The sequence below is a fragment of the Luteimonas sp. gir genome (assembly GCF_037198055.1).
In the GTDB taxonomy this organism is placed as follows: Bacteria; Pseudomonadota; Gammaproteobacteria; order Xanthomonadales; family Xanthomonadaceae; genus Luteimonas; species Luteimonas citri_A.
This window is the reverse complement of the sequence record NZ_JBBAXQ010000015.1, coordinates 49,860-73,839: the sequence shown is the minus strand read 5'-3', so window position 1 is coordinate 73,839 and position 23,980 is coordinate 49,860. Positions and strand designations below refer to the sequence as shown.

Annotated in this window: 18 protein-coding genes; 13 read left to right on the top strand and 5 right to left on the bottom strand. The window is 67.1% G+C overall.

All coding sequences use genetic code 11. The annotated features are described in order from the left end of the window. Window positions 1-152: 152 nt before the first annotated feature. Window positions 153-950: a polysaccharide deacetylase family protein gene (locus WAF18_RS15970; RefSeq protein WP_337245988.1), complete on the bottom strand. Its 798-nt coding sequence runs from the start codon at window positions 948-950 to the stop codon at window positions 153-155. A 129-nt stretch (window positions 951-1,079) separates the two neighbouring features. Between WAF18_RS15970 and grxD the strand changes: the two genes are divergently transcribed. The 4 genes from grxD to WAF18_RS15950 all read left to right on the top strand — a co-directional run bounded on the left by grxD (window position 1,080) and on the right by WAF18_RS15950 (window position 8,141). Beyond that, window positions 1,080-2,009: a Grx4 family monothiol glutaredoxin gene (gene grxD / locus WAF18_RS15965; protein ID WP_337245987.1), complete on the top strand. Its 930-nt coding sequence runs from the start codon at window positions 1,080-1,082 to the stop codon at window positions 2,007-2,009. 587 nt (window positions 2,010-2,596) lie between these two features. Next, entirely contained in the window at window positions 2,597-4,072 is a 1,476-nt protein-coding gene (locus WAF18_RS15960; protein WP_337245986.1) for a diguanylate cyclase, read from the top strand. A 61-nt stretch (window positions 4,073-4,133) separates the two neighbouring features. Further along, window positions 4,134-7,604 (top strand): PAS domain-containing hybrid sensor histidine kinase/response regulator, encoded by a 3,471-nt coding sequence (locus tag WAF18_RS15955; protein WP_337245985.1) that lies wholly within the window; start codon window positions 4,134-4,136, stop codon window positions 7,602-7,604. A gap of 195 nt (window positions 7,605-7,799) precedes the next feature. After that, on the top strand, window positions 7,800-8,141 hold the full coding sequence (locus WAF18_RS15950; protein WP_337245984.1) for a hypothetical protein: 342 nt from the start codon (window positions 7,800-7,802) through the stop codon (window positions 8,139-8,141). Window positions 8,142-8,452: 311 nt separating this feature from the next. On the opposite strand, the gene WAF18_RS15945 is transcribed toward WAF18_RS15950, so the two are convergent. From WAF18_RS15945 to WAF18_RS15930, 4 genes are all read right to left on the bottom strand, one after another. Beyond that, window positions 8,453-8,839 (bottom strand): endonuclease domain-containing protein, encoded by a 387-nt coding sequence (locus WAF18_RS15945; RefSeq protein ID WP_337245983.1) that lies wholly within the window; start codon window positions 8,837-8,839, stop codon window positions 8,453-8,455. A gap of 281 nt (window positions 8,840-9,120) precedes the next feature. Beyond that, window positions 9,121-10,038, bottom strand: a complete 918-nt coding sequence (ubiA, locus tag WAF18_RS15940) for a 4-hydroxybenzoate octaprenyltransferase (RefSeq protein ID WP_337245982.1) — start codon at window positions 10,036-10,038, stop codon at window positions 9,121-9,123. Between the two features lie 725 nt (window positions 10,039-10,763). Then, entirely contained in the window at window positions 10,764-13,007 is a 2,244-nt protein-coding gene (locus WAF18_RS15935) for a polysaccharide biosynthesis tyrosine autokinase (RefSeq protein ID WP_337245981.1), read from the bottom strand. A 69-nt stretch (window positions 13,008-13,076) separates the two neighbouring features. Further along, on the bottom strand, window positions 13,077-13,529 hold the full coding sequence (locus WAF18_RS15930; protein ID WP_337245980.1) for a low molecular weight protein-tyrosine-phosphatase: 453 nt from the start codon (window positions 13,527-13,529) through the stop codon (window positions 13,077-13,079). A gap of 204 nt (window positions 13,530-13,733) precedes the next feature. On the opposite strand from WAF18_RS15930, the gene WAF18_RS15925 reads away from it, so the two are divergent. The 9 genes from WAF18_RS15925 (at window position 13,734) to WAF18_RS15885 (ending at window position 23,883) form a co-directional block, all read left to right on the top strand. Beyond that, complete coding sequence (locus WAF18_RS15925; protein ID WP_337245979.1) at window positions 13,734-14,069, top strand: hypothetical protein; 336 nt, start codon at window positions 13,734-13,736, stop codon at window positions 14,067-14,069. A 117-nt stretch (window positions 14,070-14,186) separates the two neighbouring features. Beyond that, window positions 14,187-15,290, top strand: a complete 1,104-nt coding sequence (locus WAF18_RS15920) for a polysaccharide biosynthesis/export family protein (protein ID WP_337245978.1) — start codon at window positions 14,187-14,189, stop codon at window positions 15,288-15,290. Between the two features lie 40 nt (window positions 15,291-15,330). Continuing rightward, window positions 15,331-15,981: a YjbF family lipoprotein gene (locus WAF18_RS15915; RefSeq protein ID WP_337245977.1), complete on the top strand. Its 651-nt coding sequence runs from the start codon at window positions 15,331-15,333 to the stop codon at window positions 15,979-15,981. Then, window positions 15,978-16,781: a capsule biosynthesis GfcC family protein gene (locus tag WAF18_RS15910; protein WP_337245976.1), complete on the top strand. Its 804-nt coding sequence runs from the start codon at window positions 15,978-15,980 to the stop codon at window positions 16,779-16,781. Before WAF18_RS15915 ends, WAF18_RS15910 begins: the two co-directional genes overlap by 4 nt. A 98-nt stretch (window positions 16,782-16,879) precedes the next feature. Beyond that, the gene (locus WAF18_RS15905) at window positions 16,880-18,964 is read left to right on the top strand and encodes a YjbH domain-containing protein (protein WP_337245975.1); all 2,085 of its coding nucleotides are present in this window, start codon (window positions 16,880-16,882) and stop codon (window positions 18,962-18,964) included. Window positions 18,965-19,327: 363 nt separating this feature from the next. After that, complete coding sequence (locus tag WAF18_RS15900) at window positions 19,328-20,761, top strand: undecaprenyl-phosphate glucose phosphotransferase (RefSeq protein WP_337245974.1); 1,434 nt, start codon at window positions 19,328-19,330, stop codon at window positions 20,759-20,761. A 182-nt stretch (window positions 20,762-20,943) separates the two neighbouring features. After that, window positions 20,944-22,110 carry a nucleotide sugar dehydrogenase gene (locus WAF18_RS15895; RefSeq protein WP_337245973.1) on the top strand — a complete coding sequence of 389 codons (1,167 nt, stop codon included), beginning with the start codon at window positions 20,944-20,946 and terminating at the stop codon, window positions 22,108-22,110. Window positions 22,111-22,130: 20 nt separating this feature from the next. After that, entirely contained in the window at window positions 22,131-23,111 is a 981-nt protein-coding gene (locus WAF18_RS15890) for an NAD-dependent epimerase/dehydratase family protein (RefSeq protein ID WP_337245972.1), read from the top strand. Window position 23,112: 1 nt separating this feature from the next. Further along, entirely contained in the window at window positions 23,113-23,883 is a 771-nt protein-coding gene (locus WAF18_RS15885) for a WecB/TagA/CpsF family glycosyltransferase (RefSeq protein ID WP_337245971.1), read from the top strand. Window positions 23,884-23,980 lie beyond the last annotated feature (97 nt).

Genomic DNA, 23,980 nt, shown 5'->3' with positions numbered 1-23,980 from the left:
CGCGGGCCGGGTGGGGGCACGGGCCGTCGTGCAGAAGCGCCCCCATCCCAACCTTCCACCCGTAAAGGGCGCAATGCCCCGTAAACGGGGGAAGGAGCAAAGCAGCACAGCGCACGCGCCACCTTCCCCACCACGGAACGCACCAGGCATCCTCACCGCGCGAGGTCGTCGGCTCCTTCCGTCGGCGCAGTCGGCAGCACGGTCCGCAGCCCGCGGGCCTGCAACCGCGCGAGCACCCCGGCGACCATCTCGACGTTGCGGCCGTGGCGCGCGCCCTCGTGCAGCAACACGATCGCGCCCGGCGCCAGATCCGCGTCGATGCGCGCGACGACCTTCGCTGCGTCGCTCTCTACCGCGTCGAAGCCGCGCGCGCTCCAGCCCACGCGCGCCAGGCCGGCGTCGCGCAATGGCGCGTGCACAAACGGATTGCTGTGGCCGACCACCGACCGAAACCACACCGGCGCCCGCCCGGCGATCGTCGTCAACGTGCGCTGGCAATCCGCGATTTCGCGGCGCATCTGCCTCGGCCCGAGTGCCCAGAACATGGCCTGCGGATGCCGATGGCTGTGGTTGCCGATGTCGTGCCCACGCGCGACGATCTCGCGCACCAACGCCGGACGCGCGGCCGCGCGTTCGCCCACGAGGAAGAACGTCGCCCGCGCCGCGTGCGCATCGAGCAGGTCGAGCAGCGGCCGGGTGTCGTCCGATGGGCCATCGTCGATGGTCAGCCAGACCCCGGCCTCGCCTTCGGGCAGGCGCCGGAGCACCGGCCCGTACAGCCGCGAGCCGGGCGCCAGCACGCCCCACAGGCACAGCGCATGGCTGGCCAGCAGCAGCGGCAACCCGACCTGCCAGCCCCATTGCCACCATACCCACGCGATCACGGCCTGGGAGGCGAGCACCAGCGGCAGCCACAGGTGCGGGCAACGGGGCGGACGATGCGGCGACATGGCGCGCATCATGCCATCGCGCCCGCCGCGCACCGCAGCATTCCGCCGGCGCGACCACCGGTCGCGGGCTTGCGTGGGCGGCCCCGCGCTACCATGTCGGTCTTCCCGCCTGTTCCAGGATGTTCTGCCATGTCCCTCGATCCCGCCCTCCGCACCCGCATCGAGACCCTGCTGCAGGGCAACCGCGCCGTGCTGTTCATGAAGGGCTCGCCGATGGCGCCGCAGTGCGGCTTCTCGGCCAAGGCCGTGTCCGCGCTCGACGCGGTCGGCGTCGACTACGCCCATGTCAACGTGCTGGAAGACGGCGAGATCCGCGAAGGCATCAAGGTTTACGGCGAATGGCCGACCATCCCGCAGCTTTACGTCGACGGCGAACTGGTCGGCGGCAGCGACATCATCGAGCAGATGGCCGGCAGCGGCGAGCTGCACGGGCTATTCGGCGTCGAGGCCCCGGACCGCACGCCGCCGACGATCGCGATCACGCAGCCCGCGCGCGAGATGATCACCAAGGCATTGGCCGATGCCGGCGGCGACTACGCGCTGCAGATCGACATCGACCGCAATTTCCGGGCCCGCCTGCAGCTGGCGCCGCGCAACCCGTCGGCGATCGTCAGCGACGTCGCCGGCCTGCTGGTGCAGTTCGACCTGGCCAGCGCGCGCCGCGCCGAAGGCCTGACGATCGATTTCGCCGACGACATCCGCGGCCGCGGCCTGGTCATCGACAACCCGAATGCGCCCAAGACGGTCCAGGAGATCGCGCCGACCGAAGCGGATGACCGGATCGCCGCCGGCAAGCTCACGCTGGTCGATGTCCGGCCGCCGGAGGAGCGGGCTACCGCCTCGGTCTCGCGTCCGTTCGAAGTCCTCGACGGCGACGGTATCCAGCGCCTGCAGGCGCTCCCCAAGGACACCCCGCTGGCGTTCCTGTGCCACCACGGCGGTCGCAGCCTCCAGGCCGCCGAGCACTTCCGCAACCAGGGCTTCACCCACGTCTACAACGTCACCGGCGGCATCGACGCCTGGAGCGACAGCGTCGACGGCGGCGTGCCGAAGTACTGATCCTGCGGCACCGCGCGCGCAGCACCTCCTCCGCATCGCGGGGGAGGTCGGCGCGCATCGCGTGCCGGGTGGGGGGCATGGGCTGTCGCGCAGAAGCACCCCCATCCCAACCTTCCACCCGTAAAGGGCGCAATGCCCCGCGTTGCGGGGGAAGGAGCCAAACACACCGCGAGAGCTGGTACCTCCTCCGCGTTGCGGGGGAAGGCGCCAGGGCAGCCGGGCGTTACCTCCTCCGCATCGCGGGGGAGGTCGGCGCGCATTGCGCGCCGGGTGGGGGCATGGGCTGTCGCGCACAAGCGCCCCCATCCCAACCTTCCCCCGCGTTGCGGGGGAAGGAGCCAAACACACCGGAGAGCTGGTGCCTCCTCCGCATGGCGGGGGAAGGAGTCAAAGCTGGCATCTCCCCCACGTTGCAGGGGAAGGCGCAAGTCGCATCGCGTGGGGCACGCACTCAAGTTCGTCGCCGCACGGCCGATATCGCTTGCGATCAGTCGCAGTCCGCCGCGCCCTCGGGCGCGTGACGCCCCCGGTTGCCTTTCGATGACGTGGCCTCCATGCGGAAACCGTCCAATCCGTCCGATTCCCTCGTGCGTCCGACCGGCGCGCGCGGGCGTGAGGGCGCGATCGGCTCGGAGGCGCTGGTGGCGCTGTTCGCCCAGGCCCACGAGCCGCATGCGCTGCTGATCGCCTTCGCCGATGGCGTTGCCGGACTCCACGACGAACTCGGCAGCCTCGGCCAGTACCTGCAATCGGCCTGCGCCAATGGCGACTGGCCGGCCTATGGCCGCGCGATGCGGCAGCTGATCGACAAGTACATCCGCTTCGTCGATCTCGATACGCCGGCGCTGTCGGCCACCGACCCGTCGGTCCGCCTGCGCGACCTGCTGCGCCAGACGCTCGGGATCGCCCTCGCGGCGCTGCTGCGCAACGAACCGGCGCTGTCGGAAGAAGCACTCGCGCTGGCCAGGGCCTTCCGCGCCGCCGAAGCCGGCGCAGCCGATCTCGATCGCCTGTCGCTGCGGCTCACCGACCTGTGCCGCCGTATCGATGTGCATGCCGAGGCCGCCGAGGAACAGGTCGCGCTGCTGATCGGCCTGTTCGATCTGTTGCTCGAGAACATCGGCGAACTGCTCGACGAGAAGAGCTGGCTGCACGGACAGCTGGCGCAGATCCGCGGCCTGCTCGCCGGGCCGCTGGACCGCGGCGCGATCGAGGAGGCGCGCGCGGAACTGCGCGAGGTGATCTATCGGCAGGGCGTGCTCAAACAGGGCATCGAGGCGTCCAAGGTCGCGATGAAGACGATGATGTCGACCTTCGTCGAGCGCCTGGACGGCATGGCGATGCATACCGGCGAGTACCAGGACCGGCTGGCCGGGCACGCGCAACGGATCCGCGAGGCGCGCAGCATCGCCGGCCTCAACACGGTGCTCGACCAGGTGCTCGACGACACCGGCCGGATCCAAGCGCAGGCGCTGCGCGCACGCGACGACCTGATCGCCGCGCGGCGGGAGGTCGAGCAAAGTGAAAGACGCATCCACCAGTTGGAGCAGAAGCTGCGCGACGCCGCCGGCCTGGCGCGCGAGGACGAGCTCACCTCCTGCCTGAACCGGCGCGGCTTCGATGAGGCGTTCGAGCGCGAGGCGCTGCGCGCACGCGAAGACCGGCCGCTGTGCATGGCGCTGGTGGACCTGGATGACTTCCGCCGCCTCAACGCCACCCACGGGCATCTCGGTGGCGACGCCGCGCTGCGCCACTTCGTCGATGTCGCCCGCCTCACCCTGCGCGACAGCGACGTGCTCGGCCGCTTCGGCGGCGAAGAGTTCGTGATCCTGATGCCGGCCACGACACTCGCCCACGCCCTCGCCGCACTCGCGCGCCTGCGTACCGTGCTCGCGCACCGGCCGGTCGTCCACGACGAGACCCGCATCGTGATCACCTTCAGCGCCGGCGTCGCCCTGCGCCGCCCGGGCGAAACGCTGGAGTCGCTGCTCAAGCGCGCCGATCTGGCGATGTACAGCGCCAAGCGCGCCGGCAAGGACCGCGCGATGGCCGCACAGGCCTGAGCCGCGCCCGCCGCGACAGGCGGGGAGGCTACACTCCCGCGGTCGCGTCGAAGGATGTCGCATGCTGCCGGGCTGGATCCTGCTGCTGGTGTCGCTGGGCTACGCCGCGCTGCTGTTCGCGGTGGCGTGGTATGGCGACCGGCGGCCGCTGTATCCGCAGCGGCCCTGGCTGCGCCCGCTGGTCTACAGCCTGGCGCTGGCGGTGTACTGCTCGTCGTGGACCTTCTACGGCGCGGTCGGCACCGCCGCGCGTCAGGGCATCGGCTACCTGCCGATCTATCTCGGCCCGCTGCTCGTGCTGCTGTTCGGCTGGCGCATCCTCGAGCGCCTGGCGCTGATCGCGCAGTCGCAGAACACCGTCTCGATCGCCGACTTCATCGCCTCGCGCTACGGCCGCTCGCAGCGCCTGGCGGCGATGGTCGCGGGCATCGCGCTGGTGGCGGCGGTCCCGTACCTGGCCTTGCAGTACAAGGCCGTGGCGATCAGCCTGGGCGTGCTCGGTGGCCCGGATGAGGCGGTCACGCCGTTCGGCGACCCCGCGTTCTACGTCGCCGTGCTGATGGCGCTGTTCGCGATCCTGTTCGGCACCCGCAAGGTCGATGCCACCGAGCACCGGCCCGGCCTGATGCTGGCGGTGGCACTCGAATCGCTGATCAAGCTGCTGGCGCTGGTCGCAGTCGGTCTGTTCGCGACGCTGTGGCTGGGCGCACGCGACCTGCCCATGGTCGAGGCCACGCGTGCGCTGATCGACAACGCGCCACCTACCGGCTTCGTGGCCCAGAGCCTGCTCGCGTTCGCGGCGCTAATCTGCCTGCCGCGCCAGTTCCATGTGGCGGTGGTCGAATGCGGCGACGTGCGCGACATCCGCCGTGCCCGCTGGCTGTTCGGCGGCTATCTGGTGATCGTCTGCCTGATGGTGCTGCCCATCGCCAGCGCCGGCGTCGCGCTGTTCGGCCGCGACGGCCCGGTCGCGCCCGACAGCTTCGTGCTGGCGCTGCCGATGGCCGAGAACGCCGACGTGATCGCGCTGTTCGCCTACATCGGCGGGTTCTCGGCGGCGACCGGGATGGTGATCGTCTCCTCGGTCGCGCTGGCGACGATGCTCAGCAACGACTTGGTGATGCCGCTGCTGCTGCGCCGTGGCTACGCCGAACGCCACGGCGGCAATGTCGGCTCGACCGTGCTGTGGATCCGCCGGGTGGCGATCGTCGCGCTCGCCGCGCTGGCCTACGGCTACTACCGGGTCAGTGGCTCGGACACCACGCTGGCCGCCTACGGGCTGATGTCGTTCGCCGCGGTCGCGCAGTTCGCGCCGGCGCTGATCGGGGGACTGTACTGGCGCGGTGCCAGCCGCCGCGGGGTCGAGGCCGGGCTGCTGCTGGGCTTCGCGATCTGGAGCTACACGCTGATGCTGCCGGCGCTGACCGAGTCGGGCTGGATCCAGCCGCAATGGCTCGACGCTGGCCCGTTCGGCATCGCCTGGCTGCGGCCGCGTGCCTTGTTCGGGCTCGCCGGCTGGGACCCGCTGACCCATGGCACGTTCTGGTCGCTGCTGGGCAACGTCGGCGCGCTGCTGCTGGTGTCGGCGCGTTGGCGGCCCTCGCTCGACGAGCGCCTGCGCGCCGCGCCCTTCCTCGACCCGTATGCCGAGCGACGCGCACTGGCCTCGGAGGACTGGAGCGGCAACATCAGCGTCGGCGACCTGCTGACGCTGATCGGGCGCATCGTCGGCGACCGTACCGCGCGGCGCGCCTTCGACGAGCACGCGCAGACGCAGGCACGCCCATTGGTGCTCAACGCCTCGGCCGACCGGACCTGGCTGCAGTTCACCGAGCGCCAGCTCGCCGCCGCGGTCGGCGCTTCGTCGGCGCGCCTGCTGATGACCAGCGCGCTCAAGGGCTCGGGCATGGAGGTCGACGAAGTCGTCGCGATGCTCGACGAGGCCGGCCAGGAACTGCGCTTCAATCGGGAGGTGCTGTCCTCGACGCTGGAGAACATCGACCACGGCGTGAGCGTGGTCGACCGCACCATGCGCTTGGTGGCGTGGAACCGGAGCTACCAGCGCCTGTTCGGCTATCCCGACAACATGCTCTACGTCGGCCGCCCGGTCGCCGACCTGATCCGCTACAACGCCGAACGCGGCGAACTGGGTCCGCGCGACGCGATCGACATCCAGACCGAGGTCGACAAGCGCATCGCCTACATGCGCGCCGGCTCGCCGCACGTCTCCGAGCGCGTCCTCGGCAACGGCCAGGTCATCGAGTTGCGTGGCCAGCCACTGCCCGGCGGCGGCTATGCGACCAGCTACAGCGACGTCACCGACTACAAGCGCGCCGAACGTGAACTGCGTGAGATCAACGAGACGCTCGAACAGCGCGTGGCCGAGCGCACTCGCGAGGCCGAGGCTGCGCAGGAATCGCGCTCTCGCTTCCTGACCGCAGTCAGCCATGACGTGCTGCAACCGCTCAATGCCGCACGGCTGTTCACCTCCGCGCTGCGCGAGACGCCCGATCCCGGCGAGCAGCGCCACCTGGCCGAGCGCATCGACACCTCGCTGCGCGCGGCCGAGGAACTGCTCGACGGCCTGCTCGATGTCTCCCGGCTCGACGCCGGCGCGCTCAAGCCGGAGATCGTCGACTTCGACGTCGCCGAACTGCTGCGCCAACTCGCCGGCCAGTACGCACCGATGGCCAAGGCGCGCGGCCTGGACATCCGTCTGCACGCCCCGCCCACGCCGGTGCGCAGCGACCGCCGCCTGCTGCGCCGGGTGCTGCAGAACTTCCTGGCCAATGCGCTGCGCTACACACGCAGCGGCCGCATCGTGCTGGCGGCGCGGCGGCGCGGCGACGAGGTCGCGCTGCAGGTCTGGGACACGGGGCCGGGCATCCCCGAACACCACATGAGCCAGATCTACGACGAGTTCCACCGCTACGAGCACAGCTTCGACTGGGACGGCCGCGGGCTCGGCCTGGGTTTGTCGATCTGCCAGCGCATTTCGCGGCTGCTGGGTCACACGCTGGATGCGCGCGCGATGGTCGGCCGCGGCAGCATGTTCTCGATCACCGTCCCGCGCAGCGCATCGGCGGCGATTGTCGCAGCGCCGCCACCCACGCCACTGCGCGACGAATCGCTGCGCGGCCTGCGCGTGCTGTGCGTGGACAACGACGACGACATCCTCGCTGGCATGCGCGCCCTGCTGCGGCGCTGGGATGCGGTGCCGTTGTGCGCCAAGACCATCGACGAGGCGATCGCGGCGATGGACGAGGAGCCCGACGTGCTGCTCGTCGACTTCCACCTGCACGACCGGCTCGACGGCCTCGATACCCTCGACGCACTGCGCGGCATGGCACCCGAAACGCCCGGCGCCCTGCTGACCGCCGACGGCAGCGATGCGCTCAAACAAACCGCCCGCATCCGTGGCTACCGGGTACTCACCAAGCCGGTCAAGCCGGCGTCGATGCGCGCCTTCCTCGCCGCCCAGCGCAGCGCGATGACCGCCCGCCGCGCCCGCGCCGAAGGCCGGCTCGTGTAGGACAGCCGCGCACCTGCGCCGGGCCAGATCGCGCCGACTGGTCGATGCGTTGCGTGCCACCTGGACCGCCTGACGCCCGCTGCTCGGGCCCACTGCCGGCGGTCGTTGCCCGCCCTGTGCGGCGGAGACCCGCGCATGACGATTCCCTAACGCCCCCCGTTGCTAGGCTGCAGCCTTTCGCAACGCAGACGCCGCATGAGCACACGCTATCTGATCCGTATCCCCGACGCCGGCAAGGCCCGCGCCTCGGGCGCCTACGCCCTGCAGTCGCAAGGCCCCGAAGGCATCGCCGCCGAGCTCCAGGACGCCCTGCGCGGCGACGCCCTCTTCGCCCGCTGGCGCGCCGACCAGCCCGACCCCGACGAGGTCGACCCGTCGCTGGGCATCACCGACCCCACCGCGCGCGTGGTCGGCGAACAACGCGACCTGGACATCGACCTGACCGTCGACACCTCGATCTCGAGCACCGTCCTCAAGCACCGCCTGCGCCTGCTCGCGGGCAGCGCCTGGGAACTGCGCGACGTCCGCGCGGCCTGAAGCCTGCCCCCACCCGGCGCGCACACGCGCCGACCTCCCCCGCGGGCGGGGGAGGTGCCTCATGCGCAGTGTGCCTTGAACGCGAGGCACCTCTCTTCTTTCGCGCGCGGCACAGTGTCGGCAGCACGCCGTCACTTCAACTGCGCGCAGCTCGTCGATCAGTTCCAGTTCGCCTAGGACCGACTGACCCCTCAGGCGAGGTGGTGGCTAATCTCGCACTCGCGGGAGCGGGAGCGTGCCCCCTCCCCCGCCTGCGGGGGAGGGCTGGGGTGGGGCCGCCGCTCACACCGACGCATCCGTTCTGGAACCCGCTACACCTTCTCCCCGCCGTCACCGACGCCATTGGCCTGCCCGCCTCCTTCCTCACGCAGCGCCTTGCAGATCCGAAGCCACACACCTTCAGGGTTTCCAAGCACCTCGTGGTTCCAGAACCGCAGCACCCGGTACCCGTGCGTCCGCAGGAAGGCATCGCGCGCAGCATCGGACATCGAGTCGGCATGCTGCCCACCGTCGACCTCGATCACCAACCGATGGGCCAGGCAGACAAAATCGACGACGTACGGGCCGATCGGATGCTGCCGGCGAAAGCGTGCGTCGGCGATCTGACGCATGCGCAGATGACGCCACAGCGCACGCTCGGCATCGGTCATGGCCCGCCGAAGTCGACGCGCCAGTTCCCGTTTCGCCCCCTGCCGCATCGCTGCACTCCCAACTGCAGAAATGCGAGCTTGGCGGTTGTCACGGCCGTTGATGATCGGGACTGTCCGCAAGGGCGAGTCGGGTCATACCTCGTCGCCCCCACCCGGCGCGCTGTGCGCGCCGACCTCCCCCGCAAGCGGGGGAGGTGACCGGATCGAAGGCGCCTGCGCAATCACCTCATCCGTTCCGGCATGGCGCCTAGTGTTCGCTGCGCACGCCGTTGTCCACGCCCGGCACGCCTGGAGACAGCACCCACTTCCTGTCTTTTCAGCGCCGACTTTCAGCCCGCCAACCGGGTCAGCGGCGGCAGTGCGTAGTGCGCGGCGATGCCGATGAAGACCGTCATGCCGACCCAGTGGTTGTGCAGGAATGCGCGGAAGCACGGGGCACGCTCGCGACTGCGTGCGATCGAGAACTCCCACAGCACCAACGCCACCGCGACGACCAGCGCCAGCCAATAGTTCGGGCCAAGCCCTGCCAGGTGACCAGCGATTGCGAGTGCGGCGAACGTCGCCGTGTAGAGCAAGGCCTGCGCCAGCAGATCGAAGCGCCCGAACAGGATCGCGGTCGAACGCGCGCCCGCACGGATATCGTCCTCGCGATCGACCATCGCGTACCAGGTGTCGTACGCGGTCGCCCAGAAGATATTGGCGACGAACAGCACCCAGCCCAACACCGGCACCGTGCCTTGCACGGCTGCGAAGGCCATCGGGATCGCCCAGCCGAACGACAGGCCCAAGTACACCTGCGGCAGGTGCGTGTAACGCTTGAGGTAGGGGTAGCTGGCGGCGAGCACGACACCGACGAAGCTCATCATTACCGTCAGCCGGTTCATCGTCAGCACCAGCGCGAACGCGACCAGCATCAGCCCCGCGAACAGCCACAGCGCCTCGCGCCCTCGCACAGCGCCGCTCGCCAGCGGACGATCCTTGGTGCGCTCGACGTGGGGGTCGAGCCAGCGGTCGGCATAGTCGTTGATCACGCAGCCAGCCGAACGCGTCAGCCAGACCCCGGCGCTGAAGACAGCGAGCGTCCAGAGTGGCGGCACCCCCTCTGCAGCGATCCACAACGCCCACCAGGTCGGCCACAGCAACAGCAACCACCCGATCGGACGGTCGCCACGGACCAGCTTCCAGTACAGCGCCAGTCGCTGGCGCCAGGCAGGCGTGCTCGGAGAGGGGGAAAGCGATGCGGGCATGACGGGCGACAGATTAGCGGCGGGACACCAGCAGGGCCAAGTGTTTCGGCGCGTGTCGCGCTGCTGACACCGTGCGCCCCAATCCCACCCTTCCACCCGTGAAGGGCGCAATGCCCCGCGATGCGAGCAAAGCCGCAGCTCGCGCACGTCACCTCCCCCGCCTGCGGGGGAGGTCGATGCCGCAGGCATCGAGTGGAGGCACGGGGGCCTGGCGAACTTTACCCCCATCCCAGCCTTCCCCCGCACGCGGGGGAAGGAGCAAAAAACGGCAGTCCGTGAAGGGCGCAATGCCCTGCGATGCGAGAAAGGAGCGAAAGCGGCGCAGCGCACACGTCACCTCCCCCGCCTGCGGGGGAGGTCGATGCCGTCAGGCATCGGGTGGGGGCATGGGCCTGGCGCATTTTTGCCCCCATTCCAGCCTTCCACCCGTGAAGGGCGCAATGCCCCGCACGCGGGGGAAGGAGCAGAAAACGGCAGTCCGTGAAGGGCGCAATGCCCCGCGGTGCGGGGGAAGGAGCAGAAGCGGGGCAGCGCATAAGTCACCTCCCCCGCTCGCGGGGGAGGTCGATGCCGTCAGGCATCGGGTGGGGGCATGGCCTGGCGCATTTTTGCCCCCATCCCAGCCTTCCCCCGCACGCGGGGGAAGGAGCAGAAAACGGCAGTCCGTGAAGGGCGCAATGCCCCGCACGCGGGGGAAGGGGCAAAAGCGCGAGCGCCGCGCGAGATCAGGCCTTGTCAGCCTTGTACTCGTAGTAGCCGTAGCTGTAGTAGCCCGTGGCGCGCTTCTCGACTGCGTTGAAGATCACGCCCTTGACCTGCACACCGTTCTGTTCGAAGCGCTTCTTGGTCAGCAGGATCTCCTTGGGCTGGTTCACGCCGAAGCGCGTCACCAGCAGGCTCGAGCCGGCGTGACGGGCGATCAGGGCTGCGTCGGTGACGGCCAGGATCGGCGGGGTGTCGACGATCACCAGGTCGTACTGCTTCGACAACGCCTCGAGCAACTGGCCGAAGCGCGGGTGCATCAGCAGTTCCGACGGATTCGGCGGAATATCGCCGCGCACCATGTAGTGCATGTTCTCCACGCCATCGGTCGTGTGGATCGCATCGGCCGCTTCGAGCTTGCCGCCGAGGACGTCGGACAGACCGCCGGTTTGCGTCACGCCCAGCACCTTGTGCAGCGTGCCCTTGCGCATGTCCGCGTCGATCACCAGCACGCGCTGACCGGCCTGGGCGATCACCGCGGCCAGGTTCGCCGAGACGAAGGTCTTGCCCACTGCCGGGCGCGGACCCGAGATCGCCAGGATGTTGTTCTTGGCCTCGAGCATCGCGAAATGCAGGCTGGTGCGCAGGCTGCGGATCGCTTCGATCGCCAGGTCCGCGGGCGCGTTGACCGCGAGCAGGTGCTGGCGCTTGTCGAACCCCGGATCGCGGCGCACGCGTCCCTTGCGGTTGCGCAGTCGATCCATGATCAGCAGATCGCGCGACTCGCTGAGCGGGATGGAGGCGTAGACCGGCAGCCCGAGTTCCTCGATCTGCGCGGGATCCTCGATGCCGGCGTGCAGCGCACGCTGTAGGAACACCAGGCCCACGGCGAGGAAGCCGCCCAGGAACGTGCCGATCAGCACGATCAGCGGCTTGCGCGGCTTCACCGGCCGCTGCGTGTCGACAACCGCGGGATCCACGATCCGCACGTTGCCCACGGTGCCGGCACGCGCGACATCGAGCTGCTGCGCCTGATTGAGCAGGCCGGTATAGAGCTCGTTGCTGACCTGCAGGTCGCGCGTCAGCGTCAGCAGTTCCTGCTGGGTGTCGGGCAACTGGCCGACCTGACGGCGAAACTCTGCCTTGCGGCCTTCCAGTTCACCGATCTGCTTGAGCAGCGCACGGTAGGCAGGATGCTCCCGCGTAAAACTGCGATCCATTTCCGCCTGACGCAAGCGCAGTTGCTGAATGCTGGTCTCGACCGCGACCTCCTGATCCAGCAGGCCCTTGGTCTGCATCGTGATGTCGACCGAGTTGGCACGAGTTTGGTACGCGTTCATCGCGTTCTGCGCCGCTTCGACCTGCTGGCGCACCGTCGGCAGTTGTTCGCGGACGAAGGTCAGCTGTGCAGCGGCTTCGGCGGAATTGCGCTCGACGTTCTGACGCACGTACGCTGTCGCCACCTCCTGCAGGAACTCTTCTGCGAATTGCGGGTTCGAATGCTCAAACGCCAACTGGAGGATGCCGGATTCTCGCCCCTGCTCGCTGGCAAGGATGCCGTCCTGGTACCGCGAGACGATATCGAGCCGCCGGAGTTTGGTCAGGTGGAAGCGCGTGCCGGGATTGGCGTGGATCGAGGCGATCTGCAGTTTAACGCCGGCACCTTCGGCCTCGGTGCCGACGGAGCCTTGGAGAAGGACGGCACCATTGTCATCGAGCAGCGTGAAGCGAGACGCGTCGTCTCCAACGCGCAGCGTCAGCTGCTGGTTTTCCAGCGATGCAGGCACCTGCAGCCCCACAACCTCCAGGCGCTCGCCGCCCCATCCGTAACGCGACAACCCGAGCCAGGGCGGAGCGACCGCGTCAGCCGTTTCAGGCCGATACCGGCGAGCGAGGAAATCACCGATCACCGGGAACCTCGCCGGCTCGACGGCCAAGTCCGCTTGCGTCCGCTCGACCGCGTCGCCGATGACCGACCGTGATGTAATCAGCGCGACTTCGGTGGCCGCCACCGTGGACGTCACCGATCCGCCTCCCAGCGACGACAGGTCTGGCAACCCCGGGATCGAAGGCGCTTTCGATTCCACCTGCACCATCGAGCGCGCCTGGTAGATCGGCGTCGCCAGCAGCGCGTAAGCCGCACTGACCACGAAGAACGCCGCCGTGATACCGATGATCCACCACTTGCGGTCGATCAACAGGCCCACGAGTTCGCGCAGATCGATCTCGTCCTCGTCCTTTGGGGACACTCCGGTTTCCTTGCTCATGCAGTGGCTCTGATTTCTATAGATGGGGGCGCGATGCGCGGGATGCGGGTAGCCGGGAGGGCCAAGGCGCTAGCGGAGGTAGCGCTGCCAGGCGGCGACCGATTCGTCGACCAGGCGCAACACGTGTTCGAAGGCGGGGCGTTGCTGTCGATAGGGATCCGGAATCTCACGTTCGCCGATCCACTTGCCCAGCAGCATCACCTTGCCACTGGCCTGTGGCACCTCACGCGCGATGCGCGCCTGATGGGCTCGCTCCATCACCAGCACTAGGTCGGCGTCGGCAAGCAACGCGGGGGTCAGCTGACGGGCACGGTGTTGTTCGGTTTCAAGGCCCCGTTCCTGCAGCAACAGGCCCGCCGTCGGATCGATCGGACGCTCGACGAGCGCCTGCAACCCCGCGGACGAGACGGCGATGCCGGAGGTCCCGAGCACCGATCGCAACACGATCTCCGCGGTGGGGCTGCGGCAGATGTTGCCGATGCACACGAACAGGACCTTCCGAAACACCTGGACGTACTCCACTCCCGGACGCCGCCGGGGCGGACACAAGCGCTTAGTCTAGCAAGCTCACTCTTCGTGAGCTGTGATGGACCCATTCAGTATTGTCGAAACCGCGTCAGCACACTATCCAATGGTGAGAATTCGCCTTGACATGCACGGTTCTCGACCTATAGCCTCGCAACAGCCTGGACGCACGCCGTCCTTCAACACGCTTGGAGCTCCCCCATGAACACGACCCTTCGCCTGATCGGCACCATCGCTCTGGCCGGCCTGTCCGGCATCGCCTTTGCTGCACCGCAGGCCCAGGGCACGGCGGCCTCCAACAATGACGCTTCGCAGGAAAGCGGCATTCCCGGCGGCACCGGCGGCGCGGTCGGCACCGGCCTGAGCACCGGCGCCACCGTCGGCATCGTGGCCGGCGTGGTGGCTCTGGCCGCAGTGGCAATGGACAACAACGGCGACAGCGAAGGCGAATTCACCGGCGGTGACGGCGGTGGCGACGGCGGCGGCGGCACCGGCGGTACGGGTGGCACCGGCGGCACGGGCGGCACCGGCGGCTGATCGAGCTTCCGCACCTCGCGGTCATACCGATAGATCGACCCCGCCGGTGAACACCGGCGGGGTTTTTTATGGACGGCACCTCCCTGGCCGCCCACTGATGTCAGGAGAGTTTCGTCCATGCGCGTATCGCTGCGCCCGCTCATCGCCCTTGTCGCTGTCTCCGCCCTCTCGGGCTGCATCTGGAGTCCGGGTCAGCACCTGCGTCCGGGCAGCGCCAACGAGGAAGGCATCCGCACGGTCGGCAACGACCAGCTCGACCTGATTCCGATCACGCCCAAGCTGATTGCGATGGAGCGGGCGATGCAGCAGACCGCTGGTGGCCTACCGACCACGCTTGTGGAGTACAGGCCACCGGCCTACACCATCGGCGCTGGCGACGTGCTTTACATTACGGTGTGGGAACATCCGGAGCTGACGGTTCCCGCGGGCTCCCAACAGCAACTCAATGCGGCGGGCCGCGTGGTCCAAGCCGACGGAACGCTGTTCTATCCCTATATCGGAACGATCAAGGCCGCGGGGCAGACGCCCTCCCAGCTTCGCCAGGAAATCTCGACCAAGCTCGCACGTTACGTCGAATCACCCCAAGTCGATGTTTCGGTGATCAACCACGCTAGCCAACGCGCATGGGTCACGGGGGCGGCGGCGAACTCGACCGCCGTGCCGCTGACCATGGTGCCGATGACGCTCAACGACGCGATCAGCCAGGCCGGCATCAACCCGACGGTCGCCGACCTTTCGGGCGTGCGCCTGACGCGCGACGGCATCAGCTACACCATCGACCTGGATCGCCAGTCGGGCGACGCGATCTATCTCAAGGCGGGCGACCATCTGTACATCCCGTTCCTCGACGCGAAGGAAGTCTTCGTCGTCGGCGAGGTGACACAGCCCGGCGCGCAGAGCTTCCGCACTGGCAGCATCAGTCTCAGCCAGGCGCTGGGCCGTGCGCGCGGCCTGCTGCAGACCACGTCCAATGGCAACGCGGTCTATGTGATCCGTGGCGCACGCGGTCTTGAGGCCGACGCCCCGCCGTCGGTGGTCTATCAGCTCGAAGCCAAATCCCCGGCGGCATTCGCGGTGGCCAGCCAGTTCCAGTTGCAACCCGGCGACGTGGTCTTTGTGGGTGCCGCTGGCATCACCCGCTGGAACCGCTTCATCGCGCAGTTGCTGCCGTTCTCGGGTTTGATCCGCACGGCTGCCAGCGTCAACAACGACCTGGAGTGATGGCGTCGAAATGATCGCCCGACCCTATGCAGCGTCCGCCATGCGGGCGTTGGCTGCGCTTTGCCTCGTTCTGCTGCTGCCGGTACTGACTGGTTGCAGCGGCCTGAGCCGCGGCAGTTTGGACGCCGCCCGCCTTGCGGTCTTCGGCGCCAAGCTCGAGATCACGCCTGAGCAGGTGGCGGCCAATCCCTATGCCCAGATGCTGGTGCAGGGGGACGACTTCGAAGCGCTGATGGTGCTGGGCAACGACGATGCCGGCCGCAGCGCCTGGTACAGCCCCGACCGCAGAATCGTGTTCCTGCGCGACGGCTTGGTGGCCGGGACGGCCGGCCTGCCGCAGGATGCCCGCGACATCCGTCTGGTGGGCGACAGTCCGTTCTCCCGGCTGGCGACCTTGCAGAGCACCGCCCCCACATTGCGGCGCTACGACTGGATGCCGGGCTATCGCCATGGCGCGATGGTGGAGGGCGAACTGCGACGAATTGGCCTCGAGCAGGTGGAGATCCTCGGCTCCACGCACACGCTGGTGCGTTTCGATGAAGTGCTGCACGGCGCCGGCGTCGATGCGACAAATCGGTATTGGGTGGAGCCGCAGACGGGCTTCATCCGCAAGAGCCGGCAGCTCGTCGCGCCCGGCCACAGCGTGGACCTGGTGCAACTCAAGCCGTACAGGCCAGGAGGTACGCGATGAAGCGGCTACCGCTATGCCTGGCCTTGCTCGCGGCAAGCATCGCGCAGGCCGACTCAGGAACGTTGCACGTCCGCGTCGAGGGCGCCGTGCAACGGCCGGCCGAATACCAGGTCCCAGCAGGCACTCGTCTGGCGGACGTCCTGCTGACCGCGATGCCGACCGAGGCGGCCTACACCACCGGCGCCGCATTGCTGCGCCCGTCGGCGCTCGAAGCACAGACCCGGCTCAAGGCCGGTGTGCTACACGACCTGCAGGCCTTGCAAGCGGCCGCCAATGTGCAGCCGTCCGCGGCCGCCACGGCAGCGCGGCTGGAAGCCGAACTCGCTGAACTGCCGGTCACGGGGCGCGTCCGCAACGAACTCGACGCCCGCGTCGTTGAGGTTCGGCCTGAGGCCAATCTGGTCCTGCGGCCCGGCGACCGGATCACGTATCCAACGCGCCCCGCAGACGTGCGCGTCACAGGCGCCGTCGTCGCCTCTTGCACCCTGCCGCACGTGCCACTGCGCGATGCCGTCGACTATCTGCGCGATTGCCAGGTGGCAGATGCCGACCGCGACCTGCTGTTCGCCATACAGCCAGACGGCACGGTGCAGATGCTCGGCATCGCGGCCTGGAACCGCAGCCCCAGACAGGCGCTTGCACCGGGCGCGACGCTCTACGTGCCGCTGCCCGAGCGCGACGTGCGTCGCGCCGGGGCGCCAGACCTCAACCGCGAACTCGCGGCGTTCCTGGCCACGCAATCACTGCCCGCCTCGCCTGCCCACGCGCCGGACACTTCGAATACGGACCCCGCACCATGACCGCCCGCCATCGCCGCCGCCCCGTCCACCTGGCACCGGGGCTGCTGGCCCTGGCGATCGCCGGCAGCCTGCACGCGCAGGAATCCGCGCACGACTTGGTGACCCAGAGCGACTGGGGCGGCGCCGGCCTGCTGCAGACCCCCACCGCCCGCATGGAAGCCGAGGGCCAGCTGAGCCTGACGGGCAGCTACACCTCTCCGTATGCGCGCTATAACGTGTCGATGCAGCCGTTCCCTTGGTTCGAGGGGACGTTCCGCTACATGAACATCAACAACCGTCGTTATGGCCGGCAGGACCTAAGCGGCGACCAGAACTTCAAAGACAAGTCGATCGACATCAAGGTGCGGCTCTGGGAGGAAAGCCGCTACTGGCCCGAAATCGCCTTCGGCATGCGCGACGTCGGCGGCACCGGCCTGTTCTCGAGTGAGTATCTCGTTGCGAACAAGCGGTTCGGCCGCATCGATGCCAGCCTGGGCTTTGCGACCGGCTATATCGGCAATCGCGGGGACATAGCCAACCCCCTTCGACTGATCAACGATCGCTTCGAAACACGGCCGATCCCCGATCCAGATATCACGCGTGCCGGCCAGGCAGGCCGAGACCTTTTCCGCGGCCCGATCGGCGTGTTCGGCGGTATCACTTGGCAAACACCGCTCGATCAGTTGCTGCTCAAGGTCGAACTGGACGGCAACGACTATGAGCGCGAGCCGCAATCGAACAATCAACGTCAGAGCTCCCCGTTTAATGTCGGCTTGGTCTATCGTCCCAGCCCCAACCTACAGCTGACCGCGGGCCTGGAACGCGGCAACACGGCGGTGATCGGCCTGACGCTGACCACCAATCTCGCGACGGGCCGCAGCAACGCGCCGATCCTGGACCGGCCTGTCGTGCCGCTGCGGCGGCACGCCGATCCGGATGCCGGCGCACCCACGGCGACCATGCCGCGAGCGCTCAGCCCGGATGAAGCGACCAGTGCCGCCCCCGACTGGGCAGCGATCGCCGAAAACCTCAACCAGGAAGCCGGCATCCGCGTCTCGCGCATCACGCGCCGAGACCACGAGGTCATCATCCACGGCAGCCACAACCGCTATTTCTATCCGGCCCAAGGCATCGGCCGCGGCGCCCGTGTACTCGACAACGTACTTGGTGATGACGTCACCTGGTTCACCTTCGCGCACGAGCGTGCCGGCACGCCCATTGCCGAGACCAGCGTCGAACGGCAGGCGTTCTCCGACTATGTCGACCGGCGGATCGACCTGCCCGCATTCGCCCGCAAAGTGGAGCTGGCACCACCCGCGCAGCAACGTCGCGACGAGGTCTATGAAGCGCCGTTCCGACGCCTGCGCGGCAGCGTCGCCCCTGGCTACAAGCAGATCCTGGGCGGCCCCGACGGCTTCATCCTGTATCAACTCTCCGCCGACTTCAGCGGCAGCTACTGGTTTTCGCGCAATACGTGGCTATCGGGCATGGTCAGCGTGGACATCGCCAACAACTTCGACAAGTTTCGCTACGACGCCCCGACGCGCCTACCGCGCGTACGCACCTGGCAGCGGCAGTACATGACCACGTCTGACGTAACCGTGCCCAACCTGCAGCTGACAACGGTGCGCCAGCTGGGACGCGACTGGTACGGCATGGCCTACGCCGGCTACCTGGAGTCGATGTACGGCGGCGTCGGCGGCGAAGTGCTGTACCGCCCGTTCGGCGAGCAGTGGGCGATAGGCGCGGACGTCAACCAGGTGCGCCAGCGCGACTTCGACCAACACGCAGGTTTCCGCGACTACGAGATCACCACCGGCCACATCACGGGCTACTACACCTTTGGGCGCACACGTCGGCTGCAGGCCAATGTCAGCGTTGGCAAGTACCTGGCCGGCGATATCGGCACGACGGTCAACCTGACCCGTCGGTTCAATAATGGCGTGACCATGGGCGCGTACGCCACGAAGACCAACATCTCCTCGCGCACCTTCGGCGAGGGCAGCTTCGACAAGGGCATCTACTTCTCGATCCCGATGGACTTCGTGCTGCCCCGCCCAAGCCGCGCACGTGCCGAGATCATGTGGCAGCCGCTGTTCCGCGACGGCGGCGCCAAGCTGTTCCGAGCCTACGGCCTCCACCCAATGACGGGTGAGCGGAGCGGCGAGCTGCTGTTCGACAATCTGGAGTGGATCGACCGCTGATCCCGCGTTCTACCGACGAAACAGTTATCGTATTCAGCATTGTCTTCAGGGAGCAGAGTGGCGTCCTCACAAGACGCGAACCCGCAATGGCGTATTTTCGACGGCTGCCAAAAGGTCACTCCTGCCAAGAATTGTCACTTTTTGACGCAGGGCAGCAAATTTTCATTGCCGCGGGGCACCATCTATGAGAAATTTCTCACAGGTGGTGAGCCCGCGTGAGTTCCATGCGTGCGCCTGCTACTGCGTAACAGGACAGCGGCGTCCGGCCGCGACTGGATTGATGATCACCGTACACAGGGTGAAGCCGGGGGTGCCTTCAGGGAGGGGCCCGGTCCGGCTCTGTGCTCGATGAAGGAGTCGGGCATGTTCTTCGCACCCAGCCGACCGCAAGCCGAAGGGGATTGGCGTATCGCCAGCAAGCTCACCGCCCTCTTGTCCTGGGGATTGCGGGCCCTGGATCTGGTGGCGCTCGTGGCTGCTGGTTTTTTGGCGTACTGGCTTCGATTCGAGACCTTCGCGATGCCGCTGGACTACGTGCGCAACCTGGCGCGCGTGCTCCTGTTTGCCATTCTGGTGCTCAACGGCTCCACGCTTTACCGCAGTTGGCGGGGGCGCGGTGTTGTGCGTGAAGGCAGCCAGCTCCTGGGACTCTGGACGCTGGTGTTCGCCGCCAGCATTCTTTATACCGTCGCCTTCAAACTGAGCGACGATTTCTCTCGCCTGTGGTGGGCAACCTGGTTCGCCCTGACGATCGCTTCGACCGCGGCGTTGCGTGTCGGGGTACGCACACTGGCGGACAGGCTGCGCGCACGTGGTGTCGACCGTCGAACCGCGGTCATCGTGGGCGGCGGGCGGGACGCGCGGCGCCTGGCCGATCAACTCTCGGCACAACCCTGGCTGGGCCTGCAAGTGCGGGGCTGGTTCGCGCCTTCGACATCCCGGCAACGGCTCGATGGGCTGCCCCTGCTCGGTAGCGTGGATGCGCTGGAGCAGTACGTGCGGCGCCTGCATATCGACCAGGTGTGGATCGCACTGCCGATGAGCGCTGAATCCGAGATCCAGGATGTGTTGTATCGCCTGCGACACTCGACGGCGGACATCAAACTCGTCCCCGACCTATTCGGCATGCAGATGCTCAACCATTCGGTGGAGCAGATGGCGGGCGTGCCGATCATCAATTTGCGCAGCAGCCCGCTGCGTGGCGATGCCTATGTGCTGAAGGCCGTTGAAGACCACGTGCTGGCGTTGCTGATTCTGCTGCTGATCTCGCCGCTGATGCTGGCCATCGCGCTCGGGGTGAAGCTCTCCTCGCCCGGCCCGGTGTTCTTCCGCCAGCGGCGCCACGGCCTCAATGGCCGCGCGATCAAGGTGCTGAAGTTCCGCAGCATGCGGGTCCACGCCGAAGCCTCTGGCAAGGTGACCCAGGCGCGCAAAGGCGACCCACGGGTCACGCCCTTCGGCGCCTTCTTGCGCCGCACCAGCCTGGATGAATTGCCACAGTTCATCAATGTGCTGATGGGCGACATGTCCATCGTGGGCCCACGGCCGCACGCCATCGCCCACAACCATGAGTTCATGGACCAGGTGGACGATTATATGCAGCGCCACCGGGTCAAGCCCGGCATCACAGGCTGGGCTCAGGTCAACGGCCTGCGCGGCGAAACCGACACCCTCGATAAAATGGCCCGCCGCGTCGAACACGACCTGTACTACTTGCAAAATTGGTCGCTGGCTTTTGATTTGAGAATCATCGTGATGACCATCTTCAAAGGCTTCATCGGCCGCAACGCCTACTGAGCTCTCCCGTCCTCGCGGTCTCGTCGCTCCCCCAGCCCGCGGCCGCTCCTTCCCCGCCTGCGGATCCCCCTTCCCCCGCCTGCGGGGGAAGTCGGCCCAAAGGGCCGGATGGGGCGCTCTTTGCTTCCTTCGCTCTTCGCACCGCTCTCCCAATCCCACATCGCCCAAACCAGCCCCCGCCCATGAAAATCGCCATCGCCGGCACCGGCTACGTCGGCCTCTCCAACGCTCTCCTCCTGGCCCAGCACCACACCGTGGTCGCGCTGGACATCGACGCCGCCAAGGTCGAAATGCTCAACCGCCGCGAGTCGCCCTTGGACGACACCGAGATCCGCGAGTACCTGGCCAAGTCGGAACTGGACTTCACCGCGACCACCGACCCCCAGCAGGCGTATATGGGCGCCGACTACGTGGTCATCGCGACCCCGACCGACTACGACACGACCTCCAATTACTTCAACACCAGTTCGGTCGAGAGCGTCATTGCCCAGGTAAAGCAGATCAACCCCACTGCGGTGATGGTGGTCAAATCCACCGTACCCGTCGGCTTCACCGCCAAGGCCCGCGCCCAGTTCGGGACCGACAACATCCTGTTTTCGCCTGAGTTCCTGCGCGAGGGCCGCGCCCTGTACGACAACCTGCACCCCAGCCGGATCATCGTGGGCGAGCGCTCCGAACGCGCTGGTGTCTTCGCCCGCCTTCTGCAGGAGGGCGCAATCAAGCAGGACGTGCCGGTGCTGTTTACCGACGCCACCGAGGCTGAGGCAATCAAGCTGTTCGCCAACACTTATCTCGCGATGCGCGTGGCGTACTTCAACGAGTTGGATACTTACGCCTGCACCCATGGCCTGGATACCCGGCAGATCATCGAAGGCGTGAGCCTCGATCCGCGTATCGGCAGCCACTACAACAATCCTTCGTTCGGCTACGGCGGCTACTGCCTGCCCAAGGACACGAAGCAGTTGCTCGCCAACTACAGCGACGTGCCGCAGAACATGATTCACGCCATCGTGGAGGCGAATCGGACGCGGAAGGACTTCATCGCGGACGACGTGATCCGGCGAAACCCGAAGGTGGTCGGCATCTACCGCCTCGTCATGAAGTCCGGCTCCGACAACTTCCGCGCTTCGGCGATCCAAGGCGTCATGAAGCGCATCAAGGCCAAGGGCATCGAAGTCGTCGTGCACGAGCCTGTGCTGGACGCGCCGGAGTTCTACCATTCACGCGTGGTCAACGACGTCTCCGCCTTCAAGGCGACGGCCGACGTCATCATCGCGAACCGGTTGACTCAGGACCTCGAAGACGTCAGGGCGAAGGTCTACACCCGCGACCTGTTCGGATCGGATTGAGCCAGGGAACACTTGAATCGATGAAGATCCTTGTCACCGGCGCCGCCGGATTCGTCGGATTCCACACCTCGTCCCGCCTTCTCCAGGCGGGGCATGAGATCGTGGGGATCGACAATTTGAACAGCTACTACGACCCTGCCTTGAAGGCGGCGCGGCTCGACATGTTGGGCATCCGTCAAGGCTTCGCCTTCGAGCGGCTCGATCTCTCCGACAGAGCAGCCGTCGCGGAGATCTTCAGCAAGCACGATTTCGACGTGGTTATTCATCTGGGCGCGCAAGCGGGCGTGCGCTATTCGATCGATAATCCGTTCGCATACGCAGACAGCAACCTCGCCGGCACTCTTACTGTGCTCGAAGGTTGTCGGACACACCGCATCAAGCACTTGGTGTATGCGTCCTCGTCCTCCGTTTACGGCGCGAATCGCAAGCAGCCCTTCTCGGTCAAAGATCCCGTCGACCACCCCGTCTCCCTGTATGCGGCGACGAAGAGATCCAACGAGATGATGTGCCAGTCGTATGCGCATCTCTACGGAATCCCGATCACAGGCCTTCGCTTCTTCACGGTGTATGGCCCGTGGGGCCGTCCCGACATGGCGTACTTCAAGTTCGCCAAGGCGATCGTGGAAGGGGCGGTCATCGACGTCTACAACCATGGCGACATGTTGCGTGACTTCACGTACATCGACGACATCGTCGATGGCATCGAAGCCATCCTGGAGAAGGGCCCCTTGCCGCCGAACGAAGGGGAAGCGCCGCACCGGCTCTACAATCTCGGCAACAACCGGCCGGAACGTCTTCTCGACCTGATCGAGAACCTGGAGCGGTTGCTGGAGCGGCCAGCGAAGAAGCGCTTTCTGCCGATGCAGGCCGGCGACGTGCTGGCGACGTACGCCGACATCACCGAAACCTCGGTTGACTATGGCTTCATGCCGAAGACGGACCTCAAGACCGGCCTCGCGCATTTCTCCGCCTGGTTCCGGGACTTCTACAAAGCAAGCTGAAATGACCTCATATCCGTTCCCTATCGTGACAGTAGGCGGCTTCGCCACCGCCTCGGTCACACGCGACCAGCTCGCCGAGTGCATGGTGTCGGACTGCATGCAGGCACGGGCGAATCCCGAGTCGTGGGTTCCGCGCGTCGTCCTTTCTTCCAATGGTCAGGGCATCGCGCTGGCGGGCCGTGACGAGGCGTTCGCTTCCGCCATGTCGCAGGCCGACATCATTCATGCCGACGGCATGCCGGTGGTATTCGCCAGCCGGATGACGCGCCATCCGCTTCCCGAAAGAATCGCCACCACCGACTTCTTTCACGACGCAGCCCGCGCGGCCGTCCGGAGCAAGCTGCGCTTCTACATGCTCGGCGCCAGTGAGGCGCAGAACGAAGCTGCCGTCGAGTCCATCAGAGGGATGTATCCGGGTATCGAGATCGCAGGACGACACGACGGCTACTTCGACGCAGCCCGGGACGACGAGATCTGCGAAGAGATCCGGAACAGCCGCGCCGACGTTCTCTGGGTCGCGCTCGGAAAGCCCCGGCAGGAGTTTTGGGCGATCCGGAACAGGCACAAGCTCAAGGGCGTCGGTTGGATCAAGACCTGCGGCGGCCTTTACGCGTTTCTGACCGGCGACGCGCCGCGAGCACCCGCCTGGATGCAGTCGCTGGGCCTGGAGTGGCTCTACAGGACGTATCGTGAGCCGCAGCGGCTGGGCTGGCGCTACCTGACAACGAACCCGTACTCGCTGTATCGCTTGGTCACCCGCACTCGCAAGTAAGGGATTTCATCCCGATCCCCATCCATCCCAGCCTTCGCCGCAACGCACCCGCACGACGCTGCAGTTCGACCGAACGGCGAAGCTTCCATCAGGACAC

Coding starts and splice junctions, on each gene's coding strand:
- WAF18_RS15895 (WP_337245973.1), top strand. CDS start 20,944: ATGAAAATCGCCATCGCCGGCACCGGCTACGTCGGCCTCTCCAACGCT.
- WAF18_RS15945 (WP_337245983.1), bottom strand. CDS start 8,839: ATGCGGCAGGGGGCGAAACGGGAACTGGCGCGTCGACTTCGGCGGGCC.
- WAF18_RS15915 (WP_337245977.1), top strand. CDS start 15,331: ATGCGGGCGTTGGCTGCGCTTTGCCTCGTTCTGCTGCTGCCGGTACTG.
- WAF18_RS15935 (WP_337245981.1), bottom strand. CDS start 13,007: ATGAGCAAGGAAACCGGAGTGTCCCCAAAGGACGAGGACGAGATCGAT.
- ubiA (WP_337245982.1), bottom strand. CDS start 10,038: ATGCCCGCATCGCTTTCCCCCTCTCCGAGCACGCCTGCCTGGCGCCAG.
- WAF18_RS15955 (WP_337245985.1), top strand. CDS start 4,134: ATGCTGCCGGGCTGGATCCTGCTGCTGGTGTCGCTGGGCTACGCCGCG.
- WAF18_RS15885 (WP_337245971.1), top strand. CDS start 23,113: ATGACCTCATATCCGTTCCCTATCGTGACAGTAGGCGGCTTCGCCACC.
- WAF18_RS15925 (WP_337245979.1), top strand. CDS start 13,734: ATGAACACGACCCTTCGCCTGATCGGCACCATCGCTCTGGCCGGCCTG.
- grxD (WP_337245987.1), top strand. CDS start 1,080: ATGTCCCTCGATCCCGCCCTCCGCACCCGCATCGAGACCCTGCTGCAG.
- WAF18_RS15920 (WP_337245978.1), top strand. CDS start 14,187: ATGCGCGTATCGCTGCGCCCGCTCATCGCCCTTGTCGCTGTCTCCGCC.
- WAF18_RS15970 (WP_337245988.1), bottom strand. CDS start 950: ATGTCGCCGCATCGTCCGCCCCGTTGCCCGCACCTGTGGCTGCCGCTG.
- WAF18_RS15890 (WP_337245972.1), top strand. CDS start 22,131: ATGAAGATCCTTGTCACCGGCGCCGCCGGATTCGTCGGATTCCACACC.
- WAF18_RS15950 (WP_337245984.1), top strand. CDS start 7,800: ATGAGCACACGCTATCTGATCCGTATCCCCGACGCCGGCAAGGCCCGC.
- WAF18_RS15910 (WP_337245976.1), top strand. CDS start 15,978: ATGAAGCGGCTACCGCTATGCCTGGCCTTGCTCGCGGCAAGCATCGCG.
- WAF18_RS15900 (WP_337245974.1), top strand. CDS start 19,328: ATGTTCTTCGCACCCAGCCGACCGCAAGCCGAAGGGGATTGGCGTATC.